Raw genomic sequence first — 19,438 nt, forward strand, 5'->3', positions numbered from 1 at the left:
CCCGTATAAAATCTAATCAACTATTAATTTTCCGAAAGCAATTTTATTTTTTCGGCTGACTTCGATTACATATTCGCCGGAAGAAAGCGTGCTGATATCAATACTTGTGTTAAAGGCAGTACTGGATATTAATTGTCCCCCCATGGAGTGAATGCTTACCATCGCCCCTTTCGAATCAAACCCCTCCGGTAGTTGCAAATGTATGTATTGATGGGCAGGATTTGGAAAAATCTCCACTTTCAATGCAGTTGAATTGGGTTCAATAAATGGAAGACCGGTTAATATTTTATTTACCGCAATGTATCCGCTATCACCCACTGCAAAAACAGTAGAGTCATTGTAGGAGGAGATATCGTTGATTTGCTGATCTACTGCATCGTAATTCCAGGTAGTGATATCGCCCGGACTCCTGAAAATCAATCCGGTTTGTGATCCCTGTGAATATCCACCTGTAAAAATCTCTCCACTTCCGCTTTGGTGTAAGGTGAGAAAGTCAGGATAGAAAAAAGTAGCGGAATTGAGATCTTCAGCCCATGTTAAGCCTCCGTCGGTGGAAATGTACAAGCCAAATCCTAAACTTAACGCTTTATAACCGGCATATGCCAAAGTATCATTGATCAGTAATACAGATGTTACGGGATTCATATTAGGATGAGAGGGAATACTATCCCAGTTTAATCCTCCGTCAGTAGTTCGGAAAATGAGTCCGCTTTTACTGGCAGCTAAACCGAGTTGTGCATCGAAGAAATCAATATCCACGATCATGTTTTGTGCATCCAAGGTGGAACTGTTCATCGTAGCCGGACTCCATACTCCACCCGATAGCCGCGAAATAAGTTCTCCCTGAAAACATCCCGATCCACCTATGAAACCATTGTCCGGGTCAAAGAAGAATAGTCCTTGATTGTAACAATTATTTCCTGCAAGTGTATTCAACGTCCAGTTCAATCCTCCATCTACTGTTTTGTACGAACCGGAGTAAGGTCCTGCGGTAAGATAGCCAATGGAGTCAGAAAGGAATTGTAGATTTAAAATATCATCATCTGTTCCAACGAAGGTGATACCCGAATAATTCACCGGATTCCAGGTAAGTCCCCCGTCGGTGGTTTTTAAAAGCAAACTATCATCACCACCAATATATCCGACAGAAGAAGAAGGAAAGTGAATGGTGTTTAAGTTGCGGGTGGTGCCGCTGGTGATTGGAGTCCAGAGTTGCGCATGTGTTGAAACAGTCAGGAAAGCAAATGCGATGGTGAGGCCTTGTAGGATGTTTTTCATAAGTGGAATTATATTTTACAAAGCTAACCCATAGCTCCGGCAGCGACCATGTACAATTGCGACTTATTCTTGTATATTTTTAAATTCACTGGGAGAAAGTCCGGTTTGTGCTTTGAAGAACTTACTGAAATGAGCAGGATCCGTGAAGTTCAGTTCATAGCCTACTTCCTTGGCCGACACCCCGGTGTTCAACAACCGCTTTGCTTCAAGAATGATATGCCGGTTAATGACTGCACTCACCGTCTCCCCGCATTTCTGCATCACCTCATCATTCAGGTATTTCTCCGTAACATTTAAAGTGGCGGCATAGTCCTTGACCTTCTTGAGGTTTTTATACTCATTATGCATCAACCTCCTGAACGCCGAATAGAGTCCGGCATGTTTTCCACGCTCTTCTGTAGAGGTGTTCCCCCGCAACCGCAGACAATAGAGCAGGAGCAAAGTCAGTTGATTCAACACAATTTGATTTTTCAAAGGACCTTTGGAATTAAATTCCTTCCAGGCTTTGGTGGAGATGTATTTCAATTCCTCTCCAAAACCGATATCAAAATGATAACCCGGCGAAAATTCATTCACATCAAAACAGGTATGATCAAATAATAATTGCTCGATGCGTTTATCCTGATCGAAATGCAATAAATCAAAAAGAAATACGAAGCCTGTCGAGTTTATTTTCCGTTTTACTTTATGGACTTGTCCGGGCGTAACAATATGAATCGAATGCGCAACAATCGGAAACTCCACAAAATCGACAGTATGTGTCCCGCCACCCTTCAAGAACACAAAGCACTCATAATAATGATGACGGTGGGGTTCAACAGCATCATTCTTCAACTGTTTATCCAGCTCAATCATTCTTATTTCCTTTTTCTCGTGTTCTTCAAGGTCGTGGATGGGGATCATGTGAGGAGGGGAGGAGGGGAGGAGGGGCGGAATCTCATCTCATCTGGACGAGATTTGGGGGAGGGAGGAGGGGTGTTTGGTGAAGCAAATTTATGAATTTAAATTAGTTCGATTTGTAGTTTTGTTTTTCCTGATAATTTCATGGGCGTTTATAATTAGAATAAAGTGATAATGATTCAGGGTTAATTGCTGTGAAAAAGTATTTTCTCAATTCATTTCAGTTTTTTAATGGATTTGCTTCCTAACAAAGATTTCATTTGTGTAATGGCAATAGAATTTAACTGTTTTATTCTTTCGCTTTGTGGTAAATTTTGATGTATTAATACTGCATTGATGCTTTCCATATTTGAAAGTACAACCAATTGTTCCAATGTGGCTTCGTCTCTGATATTCCCTTTTGCAGAAGTATTGGCTTCCCTCCATTGTTTTGCTGTGATGCCAAATAATGCGACATTCAAAAGATCGGCTTCATCAGCGTACACAAAGTTTATTTTGTCCTTAGAAAGCGTCGCAGGAATAAGCTTTTCCTTGATAGCATCGGTATGAAGGGTGTAATTCACTTTTGCCAAAGTGCGTTGCAAGTTCCATTCTAATTTCAGGCGATCATTCTCATCTGCTTTTAATCGTTGAAATTCTTTGATGAAGTAAAATTTAAATTCCGCGCTTATCCATGTAGCAAATTCAAAGGCAATATCTCTATGAGCAAAAGTACCACCATATCGCCCGGATTTTGATATGATCCCGGTTGCGTTTGTAGATTCAATCCATCGCTTAGGTGTAAGCGAAAAGCTGTTTAAACCTGCTTGATTTCTAATTCCATCGAATTCGATGGAATTAAAATTTGGGTTGTTGAATTGTTCCCAAAGCCCGCAAAACTCAATGGTGCTTCTAGTTCTTAACCAGTTTTGCAAGATATAGTCACTTCTCTCTGCATCGCGGTAACGTGCCATGTCTGTGAGTGAAATATAGTCATTGAGTTTATCGGAAATCAGAGCAATTTCCCTCCCTTGGACGTTGATAATTTTACTTTTAGTCATGTTTCATTTTTATCTATGATAAATAAAACCTAATTAACCTTTAATTATTGAGGTCTATGCAAGAATTTAACCCAACTTGGTTGATGTTTAATTTCTTACTTCTTCTGCTTTTGAGGTTATAGTTTAATAAATCACTCCCAATAATAAATAATGCGAATTATATTTTTAGTGTAAATAAAGCTTTTGGCCATTAGTTATAATTCTAACTCCCCAAATTTGTACTTTTATTCTTCATATCGTCTTAACAGGCGTTTGAAAAACCGGATAAATTCATTTCATTTTTTCTGTAAGATAAATTCTAGTATTCGGATCGTACGTTAGTGGGAAATAAGCGTTCATTGTTCCGTTATTGCTCGTAACCTTTACAGTAATGAGCTTTGCTTTACTTTTATCGGTGATATCAGTATAATGTGCCATTTCCGCTATTCCGGTATAGGTGTTTTTAATAGTATTTTTCTTTCCTGAAATACTATAAACGGTTACTTCTTTCCCCACTATTGCACTTATTTCCTTTAATCGCTCCTGAACATCATATCCTTTTTTCATAACAAATAGTTCCGCTTCCTTATTTTTCTCCAGATCCAATATATCCTGACTATTCACAGCGTTGGGCAAAAAGATAAATACTGTAACAATAAATAGGTTTCTTATCATGTTAGGAGAGGGTGAGTTTTGAGGTTTGGGAATCTTTATTGTTTTTAGGATTCGATTAGGTCTTCCAAATTATTTTGAAAGCCATTTAGCAATTCCTTTTTTAGCTTTTGAATGAGAAATTGTTCTACCTTCTTCAAGATCTTTAAGCCCTTTACGAACAGAAGCTTTTTGGCTGGTACTTAATTTTAATACTTTATCCGCTTCTCCAGATAGATTTAAAAGCTTATAAATGTTTTCAAGCAGTGATTTGTCTTTAGTCTCTTTTAATTTAGAGATAAATCGTTTTTGAATAGCCACTGTTGTTATAATTTAAATGTATCAGTTACAAATTTAGTAAAATTTAATAGGATTGCAAAACTTCATAATCCCGAAAAGACTTTTTACCAGCGGTGATATTTCTTGCCTTTGAATCGTCGTATTTACTTTTATGTTTTTATGTTGTTTTCAACTAACTTGGAAGTATAGGTATTGGTCTGTTTTGTCATCTGACTGTAAGTTTTATCTGCAGTCCAACTAATTTCTTAGACGTAGTGTTTGCTTCACATGGATTGGTCTTTTGCCATGGTGTGTTTCCTGATTTCGGGGCTGAGCAACGAATAGCGCTAAAATCAACTCATGTCAATTAATTAATGAGTTGATATATATAGTATTGTAGTTTCATTTATATACGGTCAGGCCGCCAGCCGGAGGGACCGGAATGATGGAAACTTTATTAGAGTATATTTGTTTTGAAAAAGCCATTTCACTTCATGAAATTGCAAAAACCTCTAATGAAACATACCCATAAATCTATGAAGTATCTATTGACGAAAACGCTGATTATTTTGTTATTGTTAGGGACGAAAGTTTCTGCACAAAGCGATCATAAGAAAATTATTAATGATTATTTCCTTAAACATTACAAGGAGATTGGAGTAACTATGGATGATGTTTCGGAGTGGACAATCACCGATCAGAATTATTCCAAGCAAACCGGAATTACGCATATTTATCTCCGTCAGCAATACAAGGGAATTCCAGTGGCGAACGGACTTGCCAATTTTGCTTTGAAAGAAGATAAGTTGATTCTTACCGGAAACAGATTGATTTCAAATTTGAACAGTAAGATCCGGTATAAAACGCCTGACCTGAATCCTCAGCAAGCTATTCATGCTGCTGCCACCTTATTGAATGTTGGTCGCCCTGAAAATCTTCGAATTTTAAATACCGTATCTTCTCAACATTTTATTTACAGCAAAGGGAACATTTCAACAGTAGATATTCCGGTCAGGCTGATGTATTACGCCATCTCCGGTGAGCTTGTCCGACTGGCTTGGGATTTGTCCATTTATACATTAGATGCTAAGCATTGGTGGTCTGTACAGATTGATGCAGAAACAGGAGCATTAATTTCTAATAACGATTGGGTGGTGAAATGTAATTTTGATCATGGTCCATCTGCATCCTGTAGCGCAACTTGTGCAACTGCAGGGCCTTCTTCAGGCAAATCAACACCAGGCATCAGCTCCATTCCCGGCACCTATACCGTTTTCCCATTGCCTGTGGAGAGTCCGAATCATGGATCTATATCTACCGTCATCGAACCTGCAGATTCCCTTTCTTCTCCTTATGGCTGGCACGATACCGATGGTGTATCGGGGTATGAGTATACCATTACACGTGGTAATAATGTTTTCGCTTATGATGACGGTGACGATGATAATCTTCCCGGATTTAGTCCTGATGGTGGACCGTCATTGACGTTTAATTTCCCTTATAATAGTTCAGGCGCACCTCTGACTTATCAATCTGCAGCTATCACCAATTTATTTTACATGAATAATTTGATGCACGATATATGGTACAACCATGGATTTGATGAGGAAAGTGGAAATTTTCAGGTGAACAATTACGGAAATGGAGGAATCGGTGTTGATGAAGTGCTTGCTGAAGCACAAGATGGAGGAGGTACCAACAATGCAAATTTTGCAACTCCTCCTGATGGTTCTAATCCGCGCATGCAAATGTATTTATGGAATTCAGCGCAACAGGCCGGAAATTACCTTGAAATAAATTCTCCTACTGTGATTACCGGTACGTATGGCGCTGCCGATGCAACGTTTGGTCCCGGTTTACCTGCTACGCCGATTACTGCTGATATTGCATTGCTGGAAGACAATACAGCACCAGTGAACGATGGTTGTGAAACCGTTGTGAATGCAGCTCAACTCGCCGGGAAAATTGTACTGGTAGTCCGTGGAACCTGCAGTTTTAATATTAAAGTTGAGGCTGCTCAAAATGCCGGGGCCCTTGCAGTGATTGTCGTTAATAATGTGGCAGGAGCTCCTATTCAAATGGGAGGTACCAGCACGACGATCACTATACCTTCTATTATGATTTCGCTGGCGGATGGAAATCTCATTAAGGCGCAACTGCTTCTTGGTACTGTATCAGGAACCATCAGCGATGGTGGCGGAGGTTCTGCTGTAAGAGATGGTGATTTTGATAATGTAATCATCGCGCATGAGTATGGTCACGGAATATCCAACAGATTAACAGGAGGTCCGTCTAATTCGAATTGTCTGAACAATGCGGAGCAAATGGGAGAAGGATGGAGCGATTGGTTTGGTTTGATGTTGACCATTGAACCGGGAGATCAGGGTAGCGACACGCGCGGAGTGGGTACTTTTGCCATCGGTGAGCCTACCAATGGTGTAGGTATTCGTCCCGCACCTTACTCAACAGATTTTGGTATTAATAACTATACCTACGGTGCTTCCAATAACGCCGGACAAATTTCACAACCGCATGGTGTAGGCTTCATTTTCGCAACAGCACTTTGGGATTTAACATGGGCTTTGATTGATCAATACGGTGGTACGCCTGATCCGGATTTATATACCGGTACAGGAGGAAATAATATCGCCATGAAACTCGTCATTGAGGGGTTGAAATTGCAGCCCTGTAACCCCGGAATGCTCGATGGTCGTGATGCCATCTTGCAGGCGGATCAGTTGCTGTACGGTGGTATCCATCAATGCCTGATATGGGAGGTGTTTGCGAACAGAGGATTTGGCTTCAGTGCCAGCCAGGGAAGTGCTTCGAGTCGTTCGGATCAATCCGAAGCATTTGATATTCCTACTTTTTGTCAGATTGCTACTGCGCCTCCTGTGGCTGCCTTTGTGGCGAGCAGTTTAACGAGTTGTGTGACGGAATTAAGTTTTACCGATAGCAGTTATTCTACACCACAATCCTGGCTATGGAATTTTGGAGACGGAACAACTTCCACCTTGCAGAACCCATCGCATAACTTTCCATCAACCGGTGTGTTCACGGTAGAATTAATTGTTACCAATACACTCGGAAGCGATACCACCTCTCAACAAATTACCATTAGTCTTCCTCCCACTCCGGTTACCAATGATGTAGTCGTTTGTGAAGGAGATACTGCATTTGTAAGTACACTGGTAACAGGTAGTGCAGAATGGAGGAATGCTTCCAATACGCTTATTTATGTCGGAGATACTTTAGTGGTTCCGAATGTAAGTACGACACAGACTTATTATGTTAAAAATTTAGTTGGAAATCCCAGCCAGAATGTCGGACCTGTGAATACTGCTTTTGGAACAGGCGGATATCATGGCAATGCATTTCATGGTGCGCAAAACTTTACAGCAGCTCAGGCTTTTGAAATAGTATCAGTATTGGTAGATGCAAGTGGTGCAGGGCCACGTCAGATTTTCCTTGCCAGCGGATCTAATACTGACGGAACACCTCCTTCCGGACCACAAATTGTCGATTCGGTCACTGTGAATCTGGTGAATGGATTACAACGTGTGAATGTAAATTTGATGGTTCCTGCTTCAGGTAATTATAATCTGGGCGCTAACAATGCCAATTTATATCGTAATAACGGCGGTGCGAGCTATCCGTATACATTGGCAAATTACATGACCATTACCAGTTCTTCCGCCACTACAAATCCGGGTACCTACTATTACTATTTCTATGATATCGAAGTACGCGATCCTCAGTGTATATCATTAACGGATACCGTAGTGGTGACCCCCGAAATTGTTGATTTTGGATATGTGGTCACAGGGAATGCCGTTGCATTTTCGGATTCTTCAGTAGCGGCGACAGGTTGGCTATGGGATTTTGGAGATGGTGGATCATCTGCCTTGCAAAATCCGAATCACACTTACGCATCTTCAGGAACATATACGGTTACCTTGACCATAAACGGCGCTGGTTGTTCGAAATCTTATGTGGTAACCATTGGTACTACCGGTTTAGATGAATTCGCCGGAAATAACCTGCAATTTACATTGTTCCCTAATCCTGCTCGCAAGCAAACCACGCTGCAGTTAAATCAGAAGTTGCCACAGCCTGCTAATTTGATACTCTATACTCTGGAAGGAAAGGAAGTAATTTCTATGCGTGTAAATGCGGGCGTTAAAGAGGTAATAATTCCTGTGAACGAATTGGCTGCTCAGTTGTATGTAGTCGTTTTAAGAAACGAGGAGGGAGAAGTGAGGCAGAAACTGTTCGTTGAATAATTCCGAAAGAAATACATAATCAAAATTTGCTAACCCCCGGATGATACACCGTCATACCGGGGGTTGTTTTTTGAAGAATGGATGGGAGATGTATGTGTATAGTGAATGCAGCCTGTAGCCTATTAACAGGCAAGAATTTTTAAATGGTAAATCATTGTAGCTACCATTTGCAGAAGTGGCAGCAGTTGTTGCTAATTGTACACTTCGACCAACCAGTTATACAACTATCCTGTCGTAATCCGGTCGCTCAACGTAGTTTTAACTAGTTATTAATGGATGCTCACGGTGATCAGATGGGCCCTGGTGCTCCCCTCGTCGTCTAAGCATCGCATTTCCGCATTTCCGCACCTGCCTGCCGGCAGCTACTGTTTGGACACAAATGTATTAAATTAGCCTTATGAAGAAACCAAATTATATAATTGATTTCGAAGGCGAACTGAGCGATAAAAGGTTAGAAGACAGGGCAAGAAAGGTTGTTTCAGCCTTAGTAATTTCTCGAACAAGTTCTGTTCACGGTAGCACGTTAACTGAAGCTGATCAAAAAGGGTTTTACAGGTTTTTGGATAATGAAAACGTTAGTGAGGCAGAGCTCATCAGTTCTCTAACGAAACGATGTAAAAGAAATGTTCAAGGAAAAGATGTATTAGTAATTCAAGATAGTAGTTCTTATGGTTTAGGGCATCTAAAGGAAAGCATAGAAGAAGATAGCGGTTTAGGATTAGTTGGCAACAAAATGGGGTTAGGCTTTTTAACTCATATTAGCTTGGTACTTGATGCCCAAACTGAAGATTTGTTGGGCTATTCCGATGTACAATTATGGCATCGAAAAGAAGATAAGTCAAACAATACAACACGGATTTATAAGCAACAACCCATTGAAGAAAAGGAGTCCTATAAGTGGATAAAAGCGAGTGAAAGCTCAAAAGCTATATTATCAGAAGCAGCAACAATCACGATAATAGAAGATCGTGAAGGTGACATTTATGATCAGTTTTGCACTGTGCCGGATGACCGGACTGATTTAATAATTAGAAGCAGAAGTGACAGGAAACTTGCAGATGGAAGTTCAATGGATGAAACCATTAAAAAGTCAAAGTCGCTCGGTCAATTATCCATTCCGATAATTAAAGATTTAAGAAAACAAAAGATTGCAAGGATAGCACAAGCCGAAATTAAAGTATGCAAAGTAGAGTTAGAACGACCACATGGGAAATATATTAACAAGGAATTACCAAAGTCAAAAGAGTTATTTGTAGTAAATGTTCAGGAAAAAAGTAATGTAAAAATAAAGGATCCGATACACTGGCGAATTCTCACTACAATTGAAGTACGAACAGGTGAAGATGCAGAGAAAATCATTGAACGTTATAAACAAAGATGGTATATTGAACAGTTGTTTCGATTGACTAAGAAGCAAGGATTTAAAATAGAGCAAACCCAACTTAAAAATGGATGGGGTATTAGAAAACTCTATCTGTTGGTGTTGGCAGCTGCACTAAAAGTGATGCAACTCTACCTTGCATATGGAGTGGAAAAAAGCCAGCCCATAACAAACGTCTTCGACGAGAAAGAAATAGAATGCTTGGAAAAATCGAGCAAAAATTAAAAGTAACTGAAGCCACAACAAACCCATATTCTCCTAAAGTACTAGCATGGGCATCATGGATAATAGGAAGATTGGGTGGTTGGAAAGGAAATCCAAATCAAAGACCACCAGGCCCAATTATATTACTAAAAGGCGTAGAAAAATTTGAGAATATTTATGAAGGATGGAAATTGGCTTCAAATTACACTTAAAGATGTGTCCAAACAGTAGCTGCCGGCAGGCAGGTTTCGCATTTCGTACTTTCGTACCTGCCTGCCGGCAGGCAGGTTTCGCATTTTCGCATTTTCGTATTTCGTACTCCCTCCTCCCTAAAATTCTAATATTGGTTGATTCTTTTTCTTTATAAGAAAAATAAGATTGCATTATAACTTTTATTTCCCTGTCTTTTTTTCAATTACAGCTATCGACTTTTGAAGTAGCAGTGAGTTGGGGATAGTTATCGTCTCCCCGCTGGTCGTTTTCAGATGAATAAAAAAGTAGGTCAACTCCGTCACTTCCCCCTCTAAGGGATACTCTTTGTCCAGCATTTTTATTGTGTCACCTAATTTCAAAGGGTGATTAAAGAATAGTATGACACTCGATGTAATATTAGAGAGCAAGGACCATTGCGCAAAAAAAGCAATACCTAATGCGGTCAGAATTGTACTTGCAAATAAAGCAATTTCATTTTGCTCCAGTCCCCAGATACCTGTAAGAATAATTACGACAGCAATGGATGTAAATAGATGCACTGCTTTTATAATTATCTTTCTTCTGGCTCTTTGAAGTTGAGTGTTTTTTAATGCATTATTTATGATGGTCTTGATAACAAAAAAGGCAATCACGTATATGCCGAGAATGGCCAGGGTTTCCAGGATTTGTATTTTTTGGGCGCTCATAATTTATAATTTGCTTGCTTTGCCTGATCAGGATGCGGATTAGTTTTCATTCTTAAAAGTCAATTTTTCTCTGTTTATTCCAATACTGTTTATGCTTTCGTAAAGCAAGGAGGAGTTTAATAACAAGCGATCAAGTTCTTGTTCAAAAAAGGCTGCTGTATGCGGGTTCCATAAATGAGGTTGCTTTTCAAGTTCCCTAAAGCTATTCCCCAGCGTAGTTATGTATTCTTTTTTTTGCGGCGCATCATTTATGAAGATGGGCGGGTATAAATCATACATTAACATCCAGTTCTTTGCGATTCTTGTTACTCTGCCGTTGCCATCAGCAAAGGGGTGAATACGAATGAGCTCGTGATGAAAATAAATGGCTCTTAATATGGGATGACGGATGGATTGTATCTTAAAAAAAAGTTCAGAAACTAAGGGAGGGACCAGATACGGATCCGGACATATATGAGCACCAATTTGAACGACTGTCTGCCGGTAACGATTTGGATGTATAGCATTGGTTTCAGGAGATACCAACCGAAGCAATTGAAATAATTGGATCTCTTTTTCAAAATTGTTTTGCAAAATTATTTCCTCAAGAACAAAATCAAGTGAGATTTTTAAATTTTTCAAATATACTTCTGCCTCCTCTTCGTTTTGAGCTTCCATTTGAGCATTTTTTATACTCAATAGTTCCTTTAGAGTATTGACACCCTCTAAATAAATGTTTAATAAGTCATCGTCCATATGGTGTCGGCTATAAATAATTAGCCGGTAAATAGACTTTACATAATGATCAATGTCTTTGATCTTATTTTGATTGACTTGAATAGCTTCTATTGGTAATAATTCCATTTTTCTCTGTTTGTTGTTGTATTTATGTGTCTTCGCCCCGTTATAATGGCTGGAGATTCCATCAAAGCCATAATCGCAATCATGTACCACGAAGCCCCAGCTGCTCAATATTAAGATATGATAACTCTTGTCCACCCTTAAAACCAATAGCAAAGAGAAGATAAAGTGATATGAATTTAGAGGAATTTTGAGGGATTTCTAAATCACTTTTTAATTGAACTGAAAATATTCCGAGGACAAAGAATAATAATGCCGGATTGGTTAAGTTTTCTAGTAATAAATTGGAATTCATCTTATGCTAATTGTTTATTTCTATGGGTTGCATAGATCACAATAGGTGGGGTCTTCTTTTTGTTTCCCGTTTGGGTATTGCTCCTCTTTGGTATGATCGCATTTTTGACAAGTAGAGAGGGTACTAATATTGGAACGGGTAGGGGAATTGCATAGCTCACAAGGCAAGCCCTCTTTGGCAGCTGTAATTCCAAATCCCGGAGTAGAACATTTGGGGCATAAGGATTTTGCTTTGTCGGTTAATTTTATAACGGCCCTTTCAATAATCTTCATTCTTGTGGGGTTGTACAGGGCGCGCATGTCGGTTTCCACAAATGCCTTTCCGTATTTGGAAATAAAATCTTCAAAAACATGTTTTAAGGATTCGTGATCTGTAATTCCTTTAACGAGATGGTTATCGTTTTTAATGATCAGACCGTGAGATGGAAATTTTGTCTTTTCAATAAATCTATTTAGTTCTGCTAAAGTTGTTACTTCTGACCCGTTAAAGTTGGTGTCAGTACTTATTTCCTTCACTAAGATTTCTAAATCATTTTTTTTGTCCAAAAGAAGCAGGAATTCCTCATCTGCCGGAATAAAAAACAGTGAAGGATGTGGACCGAAAGATCCTTCACTGGCTATTGCTAAATCAAGATTGTCGACTTCCGTGGCCCGCAGGCATTTCAATCGCGCTGTTGTTATGGGATCGTGTTTCCTTTCGATTTCTCCGCTAAATGTTCCCAGTACATCTGTATCAAAATTTTCAACCAAATGACATTCAACACCAAGTTCCTTTTCCAAAAGAGGTGCAATAACTTTTTCTTTGCCATGCTTCGTGACTATAAGCAATTTTCTTCCTTTAAACATGAGTGGTTAATCCTCACAAAGGGAAATGTTTATTACTGATTTAATGGTTAGTTTCTTCTTTGATGATTTTGCCGCAGCTATAATATTTTTAGTTTTATTGAGTTCTTCCGTTAAATCAATAATTCTCTTTTTAGCGACCTCATCATCTTTTCCAAACCTTACCTGCGAGCTGAGATTTTTTATGTTATTAAATCGAATTTTAGTCATCAAAAAGTTAGTGAGGATTTCGTGGGCTTCTTCATCTGTGAATTTGCCTTCAATCAGGATTAATTTTTCGGCTACTTTTGTTGTTTCCATGAATTTGTTCGTGTATTGTCTTGTTAATTAATTGTATATAAATTAGTTGTCGTCTTCATTTTAATTTGACGGTTCAAATTTGAGAATTTTTAATCATTAATTATTATTTATATTTGTAATGTAAAATATAAATAATAATTATGAACTTTGCCTTAAATCAACTTGAAATACTTTTGAAGATCGTGCAAACGCAAAGTGTAACCAAAGCTTCTGAAGAGTTACATTTGACACAACCTGCTGTTTCTATTCAACTGAAAAATTTCCAAAATCAATTTGATATTCCATTAACAGAAGTGGTGGGCAGAAAAATTTACATTACTGACTTTGGAAGGGAGATTGCTGAATCGGCTGAAAATATTCTTAACCAGGTATATGCTATTAACTTTAAAACGATGGCATTCAAAGGTCAGCTGACCGGGCGATTGAAAATTTCAATCGTATCTACCGGGAAGTACGTAATGCCTTATTTTCTTTCAGATTTTCTGCTCTTGCATTCAGGTGTGGAGTTACAGTTGGATGTTACCAACAAGACCAAAGTGATTGAAAGTCTGGATAGCAATGAAGTGGATTTTGCACTGGTGTCTGTATTACCTTCACACTTAAATATCGAAAAACTTGACCTGCTTCAGAATAAATTGTATTTAGTGGGAAATTCGAAATCTAAGTTGAAGCATGGAATGAAAGAAAAGGAGATTTTTGAAGAGTTGCCTTTAATCTTTAGAGAGAAGGGCTCCGGTACGCGTCAAACGATGGAGAAATACATTGAAAGGAGGAACTTGTCGGTGTTGAAAAAAATGGAATTAACTTCCAACGAAGCTGTAAAACAGGCATTGTTGGCTGGCTTAGGATATTCAATAATGCCTTTAATAGGGATCAGAAACGAATTGGAAAATAATGAACTCACGATAATCCCTATGAAAGGACTACCCATTAAAACAACCTGGAGTTTAATATGGTTAAAAGGGAAGAAGCACTCGCCCGTTTCTCAATCTTTTTTAGAAAATTTGAAAAAGGATAAATCGAGAATCGTCAATGAAAAATTTAGCTGGTATGAACACTATTAAAACGTTGTTTTCTTAATACTGCATAAATGCTTTACAGAACTGAAGGACGAAACAGACGTGTTCGTTTGATGCGATTTTCCATCAACATAAAAGATAGTATTAATTATCTTTATTTGTGGGTTGCATGATGGCCAGGGTAAATCCCAAGCCAAAAAGTAAGGTGATGAGTCCGGCAAAATAGGGGATAATATCAATCATTTCTATTCTTATTAATTAGTTTTAAATAAATTCCAAAGGCTAATATGGATGGAACCCATAAGCCAATAAATGTAGCATCTTCTTTTGCTCCTTGAAAGTAGAGTAGCTCTGAGAATACTAAAGATAAAAGTGCAGCAACGAATAGAAGTTTATCCGCAGTCGTAAATTTTTTTAACATGATTTTTAGTTAATGGTTTTAGATGATGTTTAATCAGTCAGTAGAACATTTAAAATCTTCTTTAAGTTTTGATTATTTTATTAAACCACCTAAATGTCAGGTTTACACCATCTTATAATTGTATCCAAATTGATTTAACCTCATGTTTAGCCGTATTAAATGGTGTTGGAATATACCCATCTTAATAGGGCTCACAGGATATAAATTTCAGATGTGGTAAAACAAATGTTAGACACACATTATAAATTTATTTGAAAATAGAATTTCTTAGTCCCAAAAGACCTGTAAGGGCGGAATATTTGTAACCCGGAATATACTATTGCCCCACTCACCACCTGCACCCGACCGAAGGTCGGGTGCAGGTGGTGAGTGAGGAGATAAGAGCTTGTCGGTTACCAGGATACCGCCCTTACAGGGCTTATATGAAAGATATGTCCATTTCCGTTCTGAAGATATTTCTTTCTGTCCACTGCAAAAGAACTACTTTGGATTGTCAAAGAATACTTCGGATTTTAGTTTGAAAGACATTTCCTTTAAATTAGTCAGAACTTTTGATCACCTTATTGATAAAATATGTCCCGGGAAACGATACTGTCCACCTAACTCATCTTATCTCCTCTTGTCTTCTATTCAAAATGCCCCTTCAATACGTCAATGTGAGGAGGCGATCGAGGCGCTACATCGACTTTATGAATTGTTCTGCCGTGAGTACAGAAATATCTGCCTTTTTATAATCTTTTAAATTCCGTGTAATTAAGGTGGAAATTTTGAATTCTAATGCCGTAAAGTATTGTAGTGCGTCCTCAAAATCGTTAAAATCTGAATTTAGTGCCAGGTCAACGGATTTTTCACTTACACTTAAAACATTGACAAGTGTTTTAAAAGTAAGCAATTTTTTTCTGGCTTGAACAGCTGTAAATTGTTTGGATAATATATAATTTAAATTAGAAAAGGAAAGCGAAGAAACATATACTTTAATCTCATCTTCGTCAGCTAATGAAAATAGTTTTGCTGAATATTGATAATGCGGATCTCTCTTCGCTAATAAGTCGAGAATAATATCGGTGTCAACAAAAACTTTTAACATCACTTGTATTTTTTTGTTAGAAAATCAGCATATTCCTTTTTTGCATCATGTTTTTTTGGCAGATGAATAATTCCCGAAAGACTTTTTACTACCGGGGTAATTTCCCGTTTTTTGTTTGGTGAATTTTCCGTAATGTTTTGAAGGTAATTCTCGATAAGCCTGGAAACACTGGTTTTCCTGGCTTTTGCATAATGCTTCGCCTTTTCGATTACCGTTTGATTCAGCTTGAGTGTCAATTTTGCGTCCATGATATTATAATTACGTACAAATATACAAATATTTATACGTGCAACAAATAGATTTGGTTTAAATTTTGCTTTAGGACCCGATGGTTCCGTATTTGTTGAGAAGCAGTTCCTCCTCTCCGGAATTCTTAACAGCGTTTGCAACAGCAAGCAGCGCCTCGCCACCGCCCACAAAAAATGCCGGTAGCCGGTAGCTGGTAGCCGGTAGCCCAAAGCCGGTAGCCGGTAGCCCAAAGCCGGTAGCTGGCGGCTGGTAGCTCGTCGCCCCTCACCCCTCAACAAAGTACATCTCAATCTCTCCCTTGTTCTTGGCCTGAATTTTTCCACGGTGGACACAGTTGTATTTTTCCTTCACCAATTCATAAGTGCTGCCACTGATGTTGATTTTCCCGGACTCGCTGTTTTGTTCCATTCGTGCAGCGAGGTTGACCGTATCGCCCCAGATGTCGTAAGCATATTTCTTTACTCCCACAATTCCTGCTACCACAGGACCGGTATGAATACCAATCCGTAGTAAAAATGGAATTTCACCTTTTGCTTCTTTTTCTTTTTTGCGCTCCAGCATGTAATTTCTGATTTCAATAGCCGCCTGGATCATGTCCAGGGCATGCGTATAAGTGGGCACGGGCAGACCACTCGCACACATATATGCGTCACCAATCGTTTTTATCTTTTCTATTTTGTACTTCTGCAAAATCAGGTCAAAGGCACTGAAGCAATGATGTATTTCATCCACTAATAATTCTGCACTTACCTTTTCACTGATACCGGTAAAGTCCTTGAAGTCGGTGAACATGACGGTGACCATTGTGAATGCTTTGGCTTTGGTGCTGCCATTGGTTTTTAACTCTTCCGCCATTTCCGCGGGAAGGATGTTCAGGAGCAACTCCTCACTGCGCTGCTTTTCGTGGATAATAATTTCCGTTGACTTTTTTTGATTCCTGTAATTTTTAAAAACGAAGAACAGCAACAATGTGATCAGGGCTATTCCCGATAATGCAGCATAGGAATAGATTTTTTGCTGCGCCACTTCTGCATCCTTTAATTGAAGCTGAGCATCGGCTATTTCATCCCGTTGCTTAATGGCAATGCCTTCTATTTTACTTCTTGCATTTTGCCCGTAGAGACTATCGTTTAAGCTAATGAATTTTTCAAGATATTTTATTGTATTTTTTGAATCCCCTTTCTCTTTGTGTATTAAATATAGCTGCTGGTAACAACCAAGAATTCGGGTTTGATATTCTATCTCAATGGCCTTTTGCAGGGATAAATTGGAATAGACCAGGGCGCTGTCCAGGTACTTTTTATCCGTCTTTGCTTTTGCTAAAAAGATATCTGAAAACCCTCCGAAATTTTCAGAGCAAATTCTTTTCTCCTGAATGGACTCAAAATAGGCATTCGTTTTTCTTGATAAATAAAGACAGGAGTCATACTGCTGTCTTAGGAAAAACAAATCCGATAAACGGGCGATGTTATGCGCCTCCATAAATTTCTGATTGTGTTTTTGGGATTCAGCTATAGCTAAGCGGATTAAACTATCGGATAGTGCAGTATCGTTCACGCTATTGAATGCATTCCCGAATCCGCCGATGGTTCGTATATACCATACTTTGTCCTGAATAGTATTGACTTCCGGCAATAGTTGGAGGACAACACTATGTAATTTCTCGTTTGAAGTATTCGGATTAAATTGGATGGCCACCAATTTTGAAAGCGGCAACATATCCCTCACATTAAACTCTGTATTGTACTTCACCGCCAATAATGCCAATTCATAGGATTTAATTATATCACTAAAAAATCCATAAGCATAGGCCTGACATAAATATATTTCCCCCAGCTTCTTCTCGTAATGAATTTTCTTAGCAAGAAGTTCAGCCTGTTCACCAAAGGCAATGGCTTTGCGCGGCAAGAGATTGCGGTACTCGTACGCCAGTATCGCCAACACATCCACTCTTTCGGTTTCAGAGATATCTGCTCTCTTTAAAACCTGCTCCAGGGAGTCAGCTAAAGGTTGCCCTTCCTTTTGGGCGTGGGCGGGATGAATTGTAAGGAAAAAGATTCCTGCTAAAATAATTAGTTTCATATTTCTGAAGTTCATATCCTTTCCCGGAGACAGGAGTGTTTTTGAAAACTTGCCTCCATCAGACAAATATAAATTTTAAACGGTTACTTTAAAATTCAATCTGTATCTTTTCAGCTAAGTTGATCTGATTTCTGCCACTTTCCTCGCAAAAATCCTACTGGAGTGTGGCCTGAATCTCTTGTTCACATAGTGACTTCCTCCTGAAATATCAAATGAGCCAAAAGCAGTCTGGTGACACCGGTTCAGGAAGCCGGTTGCTTTCTGCTGCAAAAAGTAGAAGAGGTAAAAGAGGTAAAAGAGGGAGTAGGGGGAGGGGCAGTAGTGGGATGCACTTAACCGGGATGGAAGTGGTGGCGTCCCCGGCATAACGTGACAGAAGGCTTAAGTTAATGTTTTAAGATGGTGGCAACTTTATTTTTCAGATCGGGTAAATCATGTTGAATTATTTCCCAAACTAATCTGGAATCAATTCCAAAATATTCATGGACAAAAATATTTCGCATTCCTTTAATTTGCGCCCATTCTATTTCAGAGAATTTGGTTTTGATTTCTTCAGAAATATGATCACTCGCTTCACCAATAATTTCCATTTGCTTTATGCAGGCAAAGCGCATCATGGAGTTATTCATGAATGTATCAAAGTCAGCATTCACTAAATAAGTTTCAATTTCGCCGATGGCATCCATCATATGTTTCAACCGGGCGCTGTCTCCAAATTTACCGCGCATAAATCAATTGCTTTTCCTGGTCAATTATTGGTTTAATATGTTTTGATAAACCATTTGAAGAAACTAAATCTACCTTGGTTTTCAGCATCTTTTCCAAATCAATTTGCATTTGTACAAACCCTAATCCAATTCGCTGTGTATAGTCCAGGTCAACCAGTATATCAATATCGCTCAGTTCGTCAGCCAGCCCCCTTACATACGACCCAAAGAGATACGCTTTAAGCACCGGTCGGGTGCTAAAGTATGCTTTGAGTGTTTCTAACTGTGAGTTATCGAGCTTCATTTTACAAAGATAAGATTTTCTGACGTTTTCGTTCATTAAATGGCTCAAAAAGAGATGTTCATAGGATTTAATAATATCATTGAAAAATCAATAGGCGTAGGCCTGACATAAATATATTTCCCCATCTTCTTCTCGTAATGAATTTTCTTAGCAAGAAGTTCAACCTGTTCACCAAAGGCAATGGCTTTGCGCGGCATGAGATTGCGGTACTCGTACGCCAACGTCGCCAACACATCCACCCTTTCGGTTTCAGAGATATCCGCTCTCTTTAAAACCTGCTCCAGGGAGTCGGCTAAGGGCTGTCCTTCCTTTTGGGCGTGGGCGGGATGAAGGGAAATGAAAAGGAATGCTAGTAAAATGATGTATTTCATAGTGCTGAATTTTAACTGCTACTTTAA

20 protein-coding genes and 1 pseudogene are annotated in these 19,438 nt (G+C 38.9%); 4 read left to right on the forward strand and 17 right to left on the reverse strand.

Annotated elements, in window-relative coordinates; genetic code table 11:
• Positions 1 to 12: 12 nt before the first annotated feature.
• The 5 genes from IPJ86_18340 to IPJ86_18360 form a co-directional block, all read right to left on the reverse strand.
• A complete protein-coding gene (locus IPJ86_18340; protein ID MBK7889179.1) occupies positions 13 to 1,278 on the reverse strand; it encodes a T9SS type A sorting domain-containing protein in 1,266 nt (421 codons plus the stop codon).
• Positions 1,279 to 1,341: 63 nt separating this feature from the next.
• Entirely contained in the window at positions 1,342 to 2,181 is an 840-nt protein-coding gene (locus tag IPJ86_18345; GenBank protein ID MBK7889180.1) for a helix-turn-helix domain-containing protein, read from the reverse strand.
• Positions 2,182 to 2,393: 212 nt separating this feature from the next.
• Positions 2,394 to 3,218: a KilA-N domain-containing protein gene (locus IPJ86_18350; protein ID MBK7889181.1), complete on the reverse strand. Its 825-nt coding sequence runs from the start codon at positions 3,216 to 3,218 to the stop codon at positions 2,394 to 2,396.
• A gap of 270 nt (positions 3,219 to 3,488) precedes the next feature.
• Complete coding sequence (locus tag IPJ86_18355) at positions 3,489 to 3,872, reverse strand: hypothetical protein (GenBank protein ID MBK7889182.1); 384 nt, start codon at positions 3,870 to 3,872, stop codon at positions 3,489 to 3,491.
• A 69-nt stretch (positions 3,873 to 3,941) separates the two neighbouring features.
• Entirely contained in the window at positions 3,942 to 4,169 is a 228-nt protein-coding gene (locus IPJ86_18360) for a hypothetical protein (GenBank protein MBK7889183.1), read from the reverse strand.
• Positions 4,170 to 4,663: 494 nt separating this feature from the next.
• On the opposite strand from IPJ86_18360, the gene IPJ86_18365 reads away from it, so the two are divergent.
• The 3 genes from IPJ86_18365 (at position 4,664) to IPJ86_18375 (ending at position 10,207) form a co-directional block, all read left to right on the forward strand.
• Positions 4,664 to 8,410 (forward strand): T9SS-dependent M36 family metallopeptidase, encoded by a 3,747-nt coding sequence (locus tag IPJ86_18365; GenBank protein ID MBK7889184.1) that lies wholly within the window; start codon positions 4,664 to 4,666, stop codon positions 8,408 to 8,410.
• Positions 8,411 to 8,807: 397 nt separating this feature from the next.
• Positions 8,808 to 10,016 carry an IS4 family transposase gene (locus IPJ86_18370; GenBank protein MBK7889185.1) on the forward strand — a complete coding sequence of 403 codons (1,209 nt, stop codon included), beginning with the start codon at positions 8,808 to 8,810 and terminating at the stop codon, positions 10,014 to 10,016.
• Positions 9,989 to 10,207: a hypothetical protein gene (locus IPJ86_18375; GenBank protein ID MBK7889186.1), complete on the forward strand. Its 219-nt coding sequence runs from the start codon at positions 9,989 to 9,991 to the stop codon at positions 10,205 to 10,207. Before IPJ86_18370 ends, IPJ86_18375 begins: the two co-directional genes overlap by 28 nt.
• Positions 10,208 to 10,387: 180 nt before the next feature.
• Here the strand turns inward: IPJ86_18375 and IPJ86_18380 are convergent, their stop codons facing one another.
• From IPJ86_18380 to IPJ86_18400, 5 genes and pseudogenes are all read right to left on the reverse strand, one after another.
• Positions 10,388 to 10,894 (reverse strand): mechanosensitive ion channel, encoded by a 507-nt coding sequence (locus IPJ86_18380; protein MBK7889187.1) that lies wholly within the window; start codon positions 10,892 to 10,894, stop codon positions 10,388 to 10,390.
• Between the two features lie 39 nt (positions 10,895 to 10,933).
• Positions 10,934 to 11,737 carry a Fic family protein gene (locus tag IPJ86_18385; protein ID MBK7889188.1) on the reverse strand — a complete coding sequence of 268 codons (804 nt, stop codon included), beginning with the start codon at positions 11,735 to 11,737 and terminating at the stop codon, positions 10,934 to 10,936.
• Between the two features lie 35 nt (positions 11,738 to 11,772).
• Positions 11,773 to 12,029: pseudogene (locus tag IPJ86_18390) on the reverse strand (sodium-dependent bicarbonate transport family permease).
• Between the two features lie 20 nt (positions 12,030 to 12,049).
• On the reverse strand, positions 12,050 to 12,874 hold the full coding sequence (locus IPJ86_18395; GenBank protein ID MBK7889189.1) for a hypothetical protein: 825 nt from the start codon (positions 12,872 to 12,874) through the stop codon (positions 12,050 to 12,052).
• 6 nt (positions 12,875 to 12,880) lie between these two features.
• Positions 12,881 to 13,171: a hypothetical protein gene (locus IPJ86_18400; GenBank protein MBK7889190.1), complete on the reverse strand. Its 291-nt coding sequence runs from the start codon at positions 13,169 to 13,171 to the stop codon at positions 12,881 to 12,883.
• 140 nt (positions 13,172 to 13,311) lie between these two features.
• On the opposite strand from IPJ86_18400, the gene IPJ86_18405 reads away from it, so the two are divergent.
• On the forward strand, positions 13,312 to 14,235 hold the full coding sequence (locus IPJ86_18405; GenBank protein ID MBK7889191.1) for a LysR family transcriptional regulator: 924 nt from the start codon (positions 13,312 to 13,314) through the stop codon (positions 14,233 to 14,235).
• A 190-nt stretch (positions 14,236 to 14,425) separates the two neighbouring features.
• Here IPJ86_18405 and IPJ86_18410 read toward each other — a convergent pair whose 3' ends face one another.
• From IPJ86_18410 to IPJ86_18440, 7 genes are all read right to left on the reverse strand, one after another.
• Positions 14,426 to 14,611 (reverse strand): hypothetical protein, encoded by a 186-nt coding sequence (locus IPJ86_18410; GenBank protein MBK7889192.1) that lies wholly within the window; start codon positions 14,609 to 14,611, stop codon positions 14,426 to 14,428.
• A gap of 676 nt (positions 14,612 to 15,287) precedes the next feature.
• Entirely contained in the window at positions 15,288 to 15,701 is a 414-nt protein-coding gene (locus IPJ86_18415; GenBank protein MBK7889193.1) for a PIN domain-containing protein, read from the reverse strand.
• A complete protein-coding gene (locus tag IPJ86_18420; protein MBK7889194.1) occupies positions 15,698 to 15,946 on the reverse strand; it encodes a hypothetical protein in 249 nt (82 codons plus the stop codon). The genes IPJ86_18415 and IPJ86_18420 overlap by 4 nt, the downstream gene beginning before the upstream one ends.
• Positions 15,947 to 16,211: 265 nt before the next feature.
• The gene (locus tag IPJ86_18425; protein MBK7889195.1) at positions 16,212 to 18,029 is read right to left on the reverse strand and encodes an adenylate/guanylate cyclase domain-containing protein; all 1,818 of its coding nucleotides are present in this window, start codon (positions 18,027 to 18,029) and stop codon (positions 16,212 to 16,214) included.
• A 386-nt stretch (positions 18,030 to 18,415) separates the two neighbouring features.
• A complete protein-coding gene (locus tag IPJ86_18430) occupies positions 18,416 to 18,757 on the reverse strand; it encodes a DUF86 domain-containing protein (protein MBK7889196.1) in 342 nt (113 codons plus the stop codon).
• Positions 18,747 to 19,040, reverse strand: coding sequence for a nucleotidyltransferase domain-containing protein (locus tag IPJ86_18435; protein ID MBK7889197.1), 294 nt, complete (start codon positions 19,038 to 19,040; stop codon positions 18,747 to 18,749). Before IPJ86_18435 ends, IPJ86_18430 begins: the two co-directional genes overlap by 11 nt.
• A gap of 44 nt (positions 19,041 to 19,084) precedes the next feature.
• Positions 19,085 to 19,411 (reverse strand): hypothetical protein, encoded by a 327-nt coding sequence (locus IPJ86_18440; protein ID MBK7889198.1) that lies wholly within the window; start codon positions 19,409 to 19,411, stop codon positions 19,085 to 19,087.
• Positions 19,412 to 19,438 lie beyond the last annotated feature (27 nt).

The sequence above is a fragment of the Bacteroidota bacterium genome (assembly GCA_016713925.1).
Taxonomy (GTDB): Bacteria; Bacteroidota; Bacteroidia; order AKYH767-A; family OLB10; genus JAJTFW01.

Bases quoted from the DNA above. Each gene is read 5' to 3' on its own strand.
- IPJ86_18340 (MBK7889179.1), bottom strand. From the start codon at position 1,278: ATGAAAAACATCCTACAAGGCCTCACCATCGCATTTGCTTTCCTGACT.
- IPJ86_18345 (MBK7889180.1), bottom strand. From the start codon at position 2,181: ATGATCCCCATCCACGACCTTGAAGAACACGAGAAAAAGGAAATAAGA.
- IPJ86_18350 (MBK7889181.1), bottom strand. From the start codon at position 3,218: ATGACTAAAAGTAAAATTATCAACGTCCAAGGGAGGGAAATTGCTCTG.
- IPJ86_18355 (MBK7889182.1), bottom strand. From the start codon at position 3,872: ATGATAAGAAACCTATTTATTGTTACAGTATTTATCTTTTTGCCCAAC.
- IPJ86_18365 (MBK7889184.1), top strand. From the start codon at position 4,664: ATGAAGTATCTATTGACGAAAACGCTGATTATTTTGTTATTGTTAGGG.
- IPJ86_18370 (MBK7889185.1), top strand. From the start codon at position 8,808: ATGAAGAAACCAAATTATATAATTGATTTCGAAGGCGAACTGAGCGAT.
- IPJ86_18375 (MBK7889186.1), top strand. From the start codon at position 9,989: ATGCTTGGAAAAATCGAGCAAAAATTAAAAGTAACTGAAGCCACAACA.
- IPJ86_18380 (MBK7889187.1), bottom strand. From the start codon at position 10,894: ATGAGCGCCCAAAAAATACAAATCCTGGAAACCCTGGCCATTCTCGGC.
- IPJ86_18385 (MBK7889188.1), bottom strand. From the start codon at position 11,737: ATGGAATTATTACCAATAGAAGCTATTCAAGTCAATCAAAATAAGATC.
- IPJ86_18395 (MBK7889189.1), bottom strand. From the start codon at position 12,874: ATGTTTAAAGGAAGAAAATTGCTTATAGTCACGAAGCATGGCAAAGAA.
- IPJ86_18400 (MBK7889190.1), bottom strand. From the start codon at position 13,171: ATGGAAACAACAAAAGTAGCCGAAAAATTAATCCTGATTGAAGGCAAA.
- IPJ86_18405 (MBK7889191.1), top strand. From the start codon at position 13,312: ATGAACTTTGCCTTAAATCAACTTGAAATACTTTTGAAGATCGTGCAA.
- IPJ86_18410 (MBK7889192.1), bottom strand. From the start codon at position 14,611: ATGTTAAAAAAATTTACGACTGCGGATAAACTTCTATTCGTTGCTGCA.
- IPJ86_18420 (MBK7889194.1), bottom strand. From the start codon at position 15,946: ATGGACGCAAAATTGACACTCAAGCTGAATCAAACGGTAATCGAAAAG.
- IPJ86_18425 (MBK7889195.1), bottom strand. From the start codon at position 18,029: ATGAAACTAATTATTTTAGCAGGAATCTTTTTCCTTACAATTCATCCC.
- IPJ86_18430 (MBK7889196.1), bottom strand. From the start codon at position 18,757: ATGCGCGGTAAATTTGGAGACAGCGCCCGGTTGAAACATATGATGGAT.
- IPJ86_18435 (MBK7889197.1), bottom strand. From the start codon at position 19,040: ATGAAGCTCGATAACTCACAGTTAGAAACACTCAAAGCATACTTTAGC.
- IPJ86_18440 (MBK7889198.1), bottom strand. From the start codon at position 19,411: ATGAAATACATCATTTTACTAGCATTCCTTTTCATTTCCCTTCATCCC.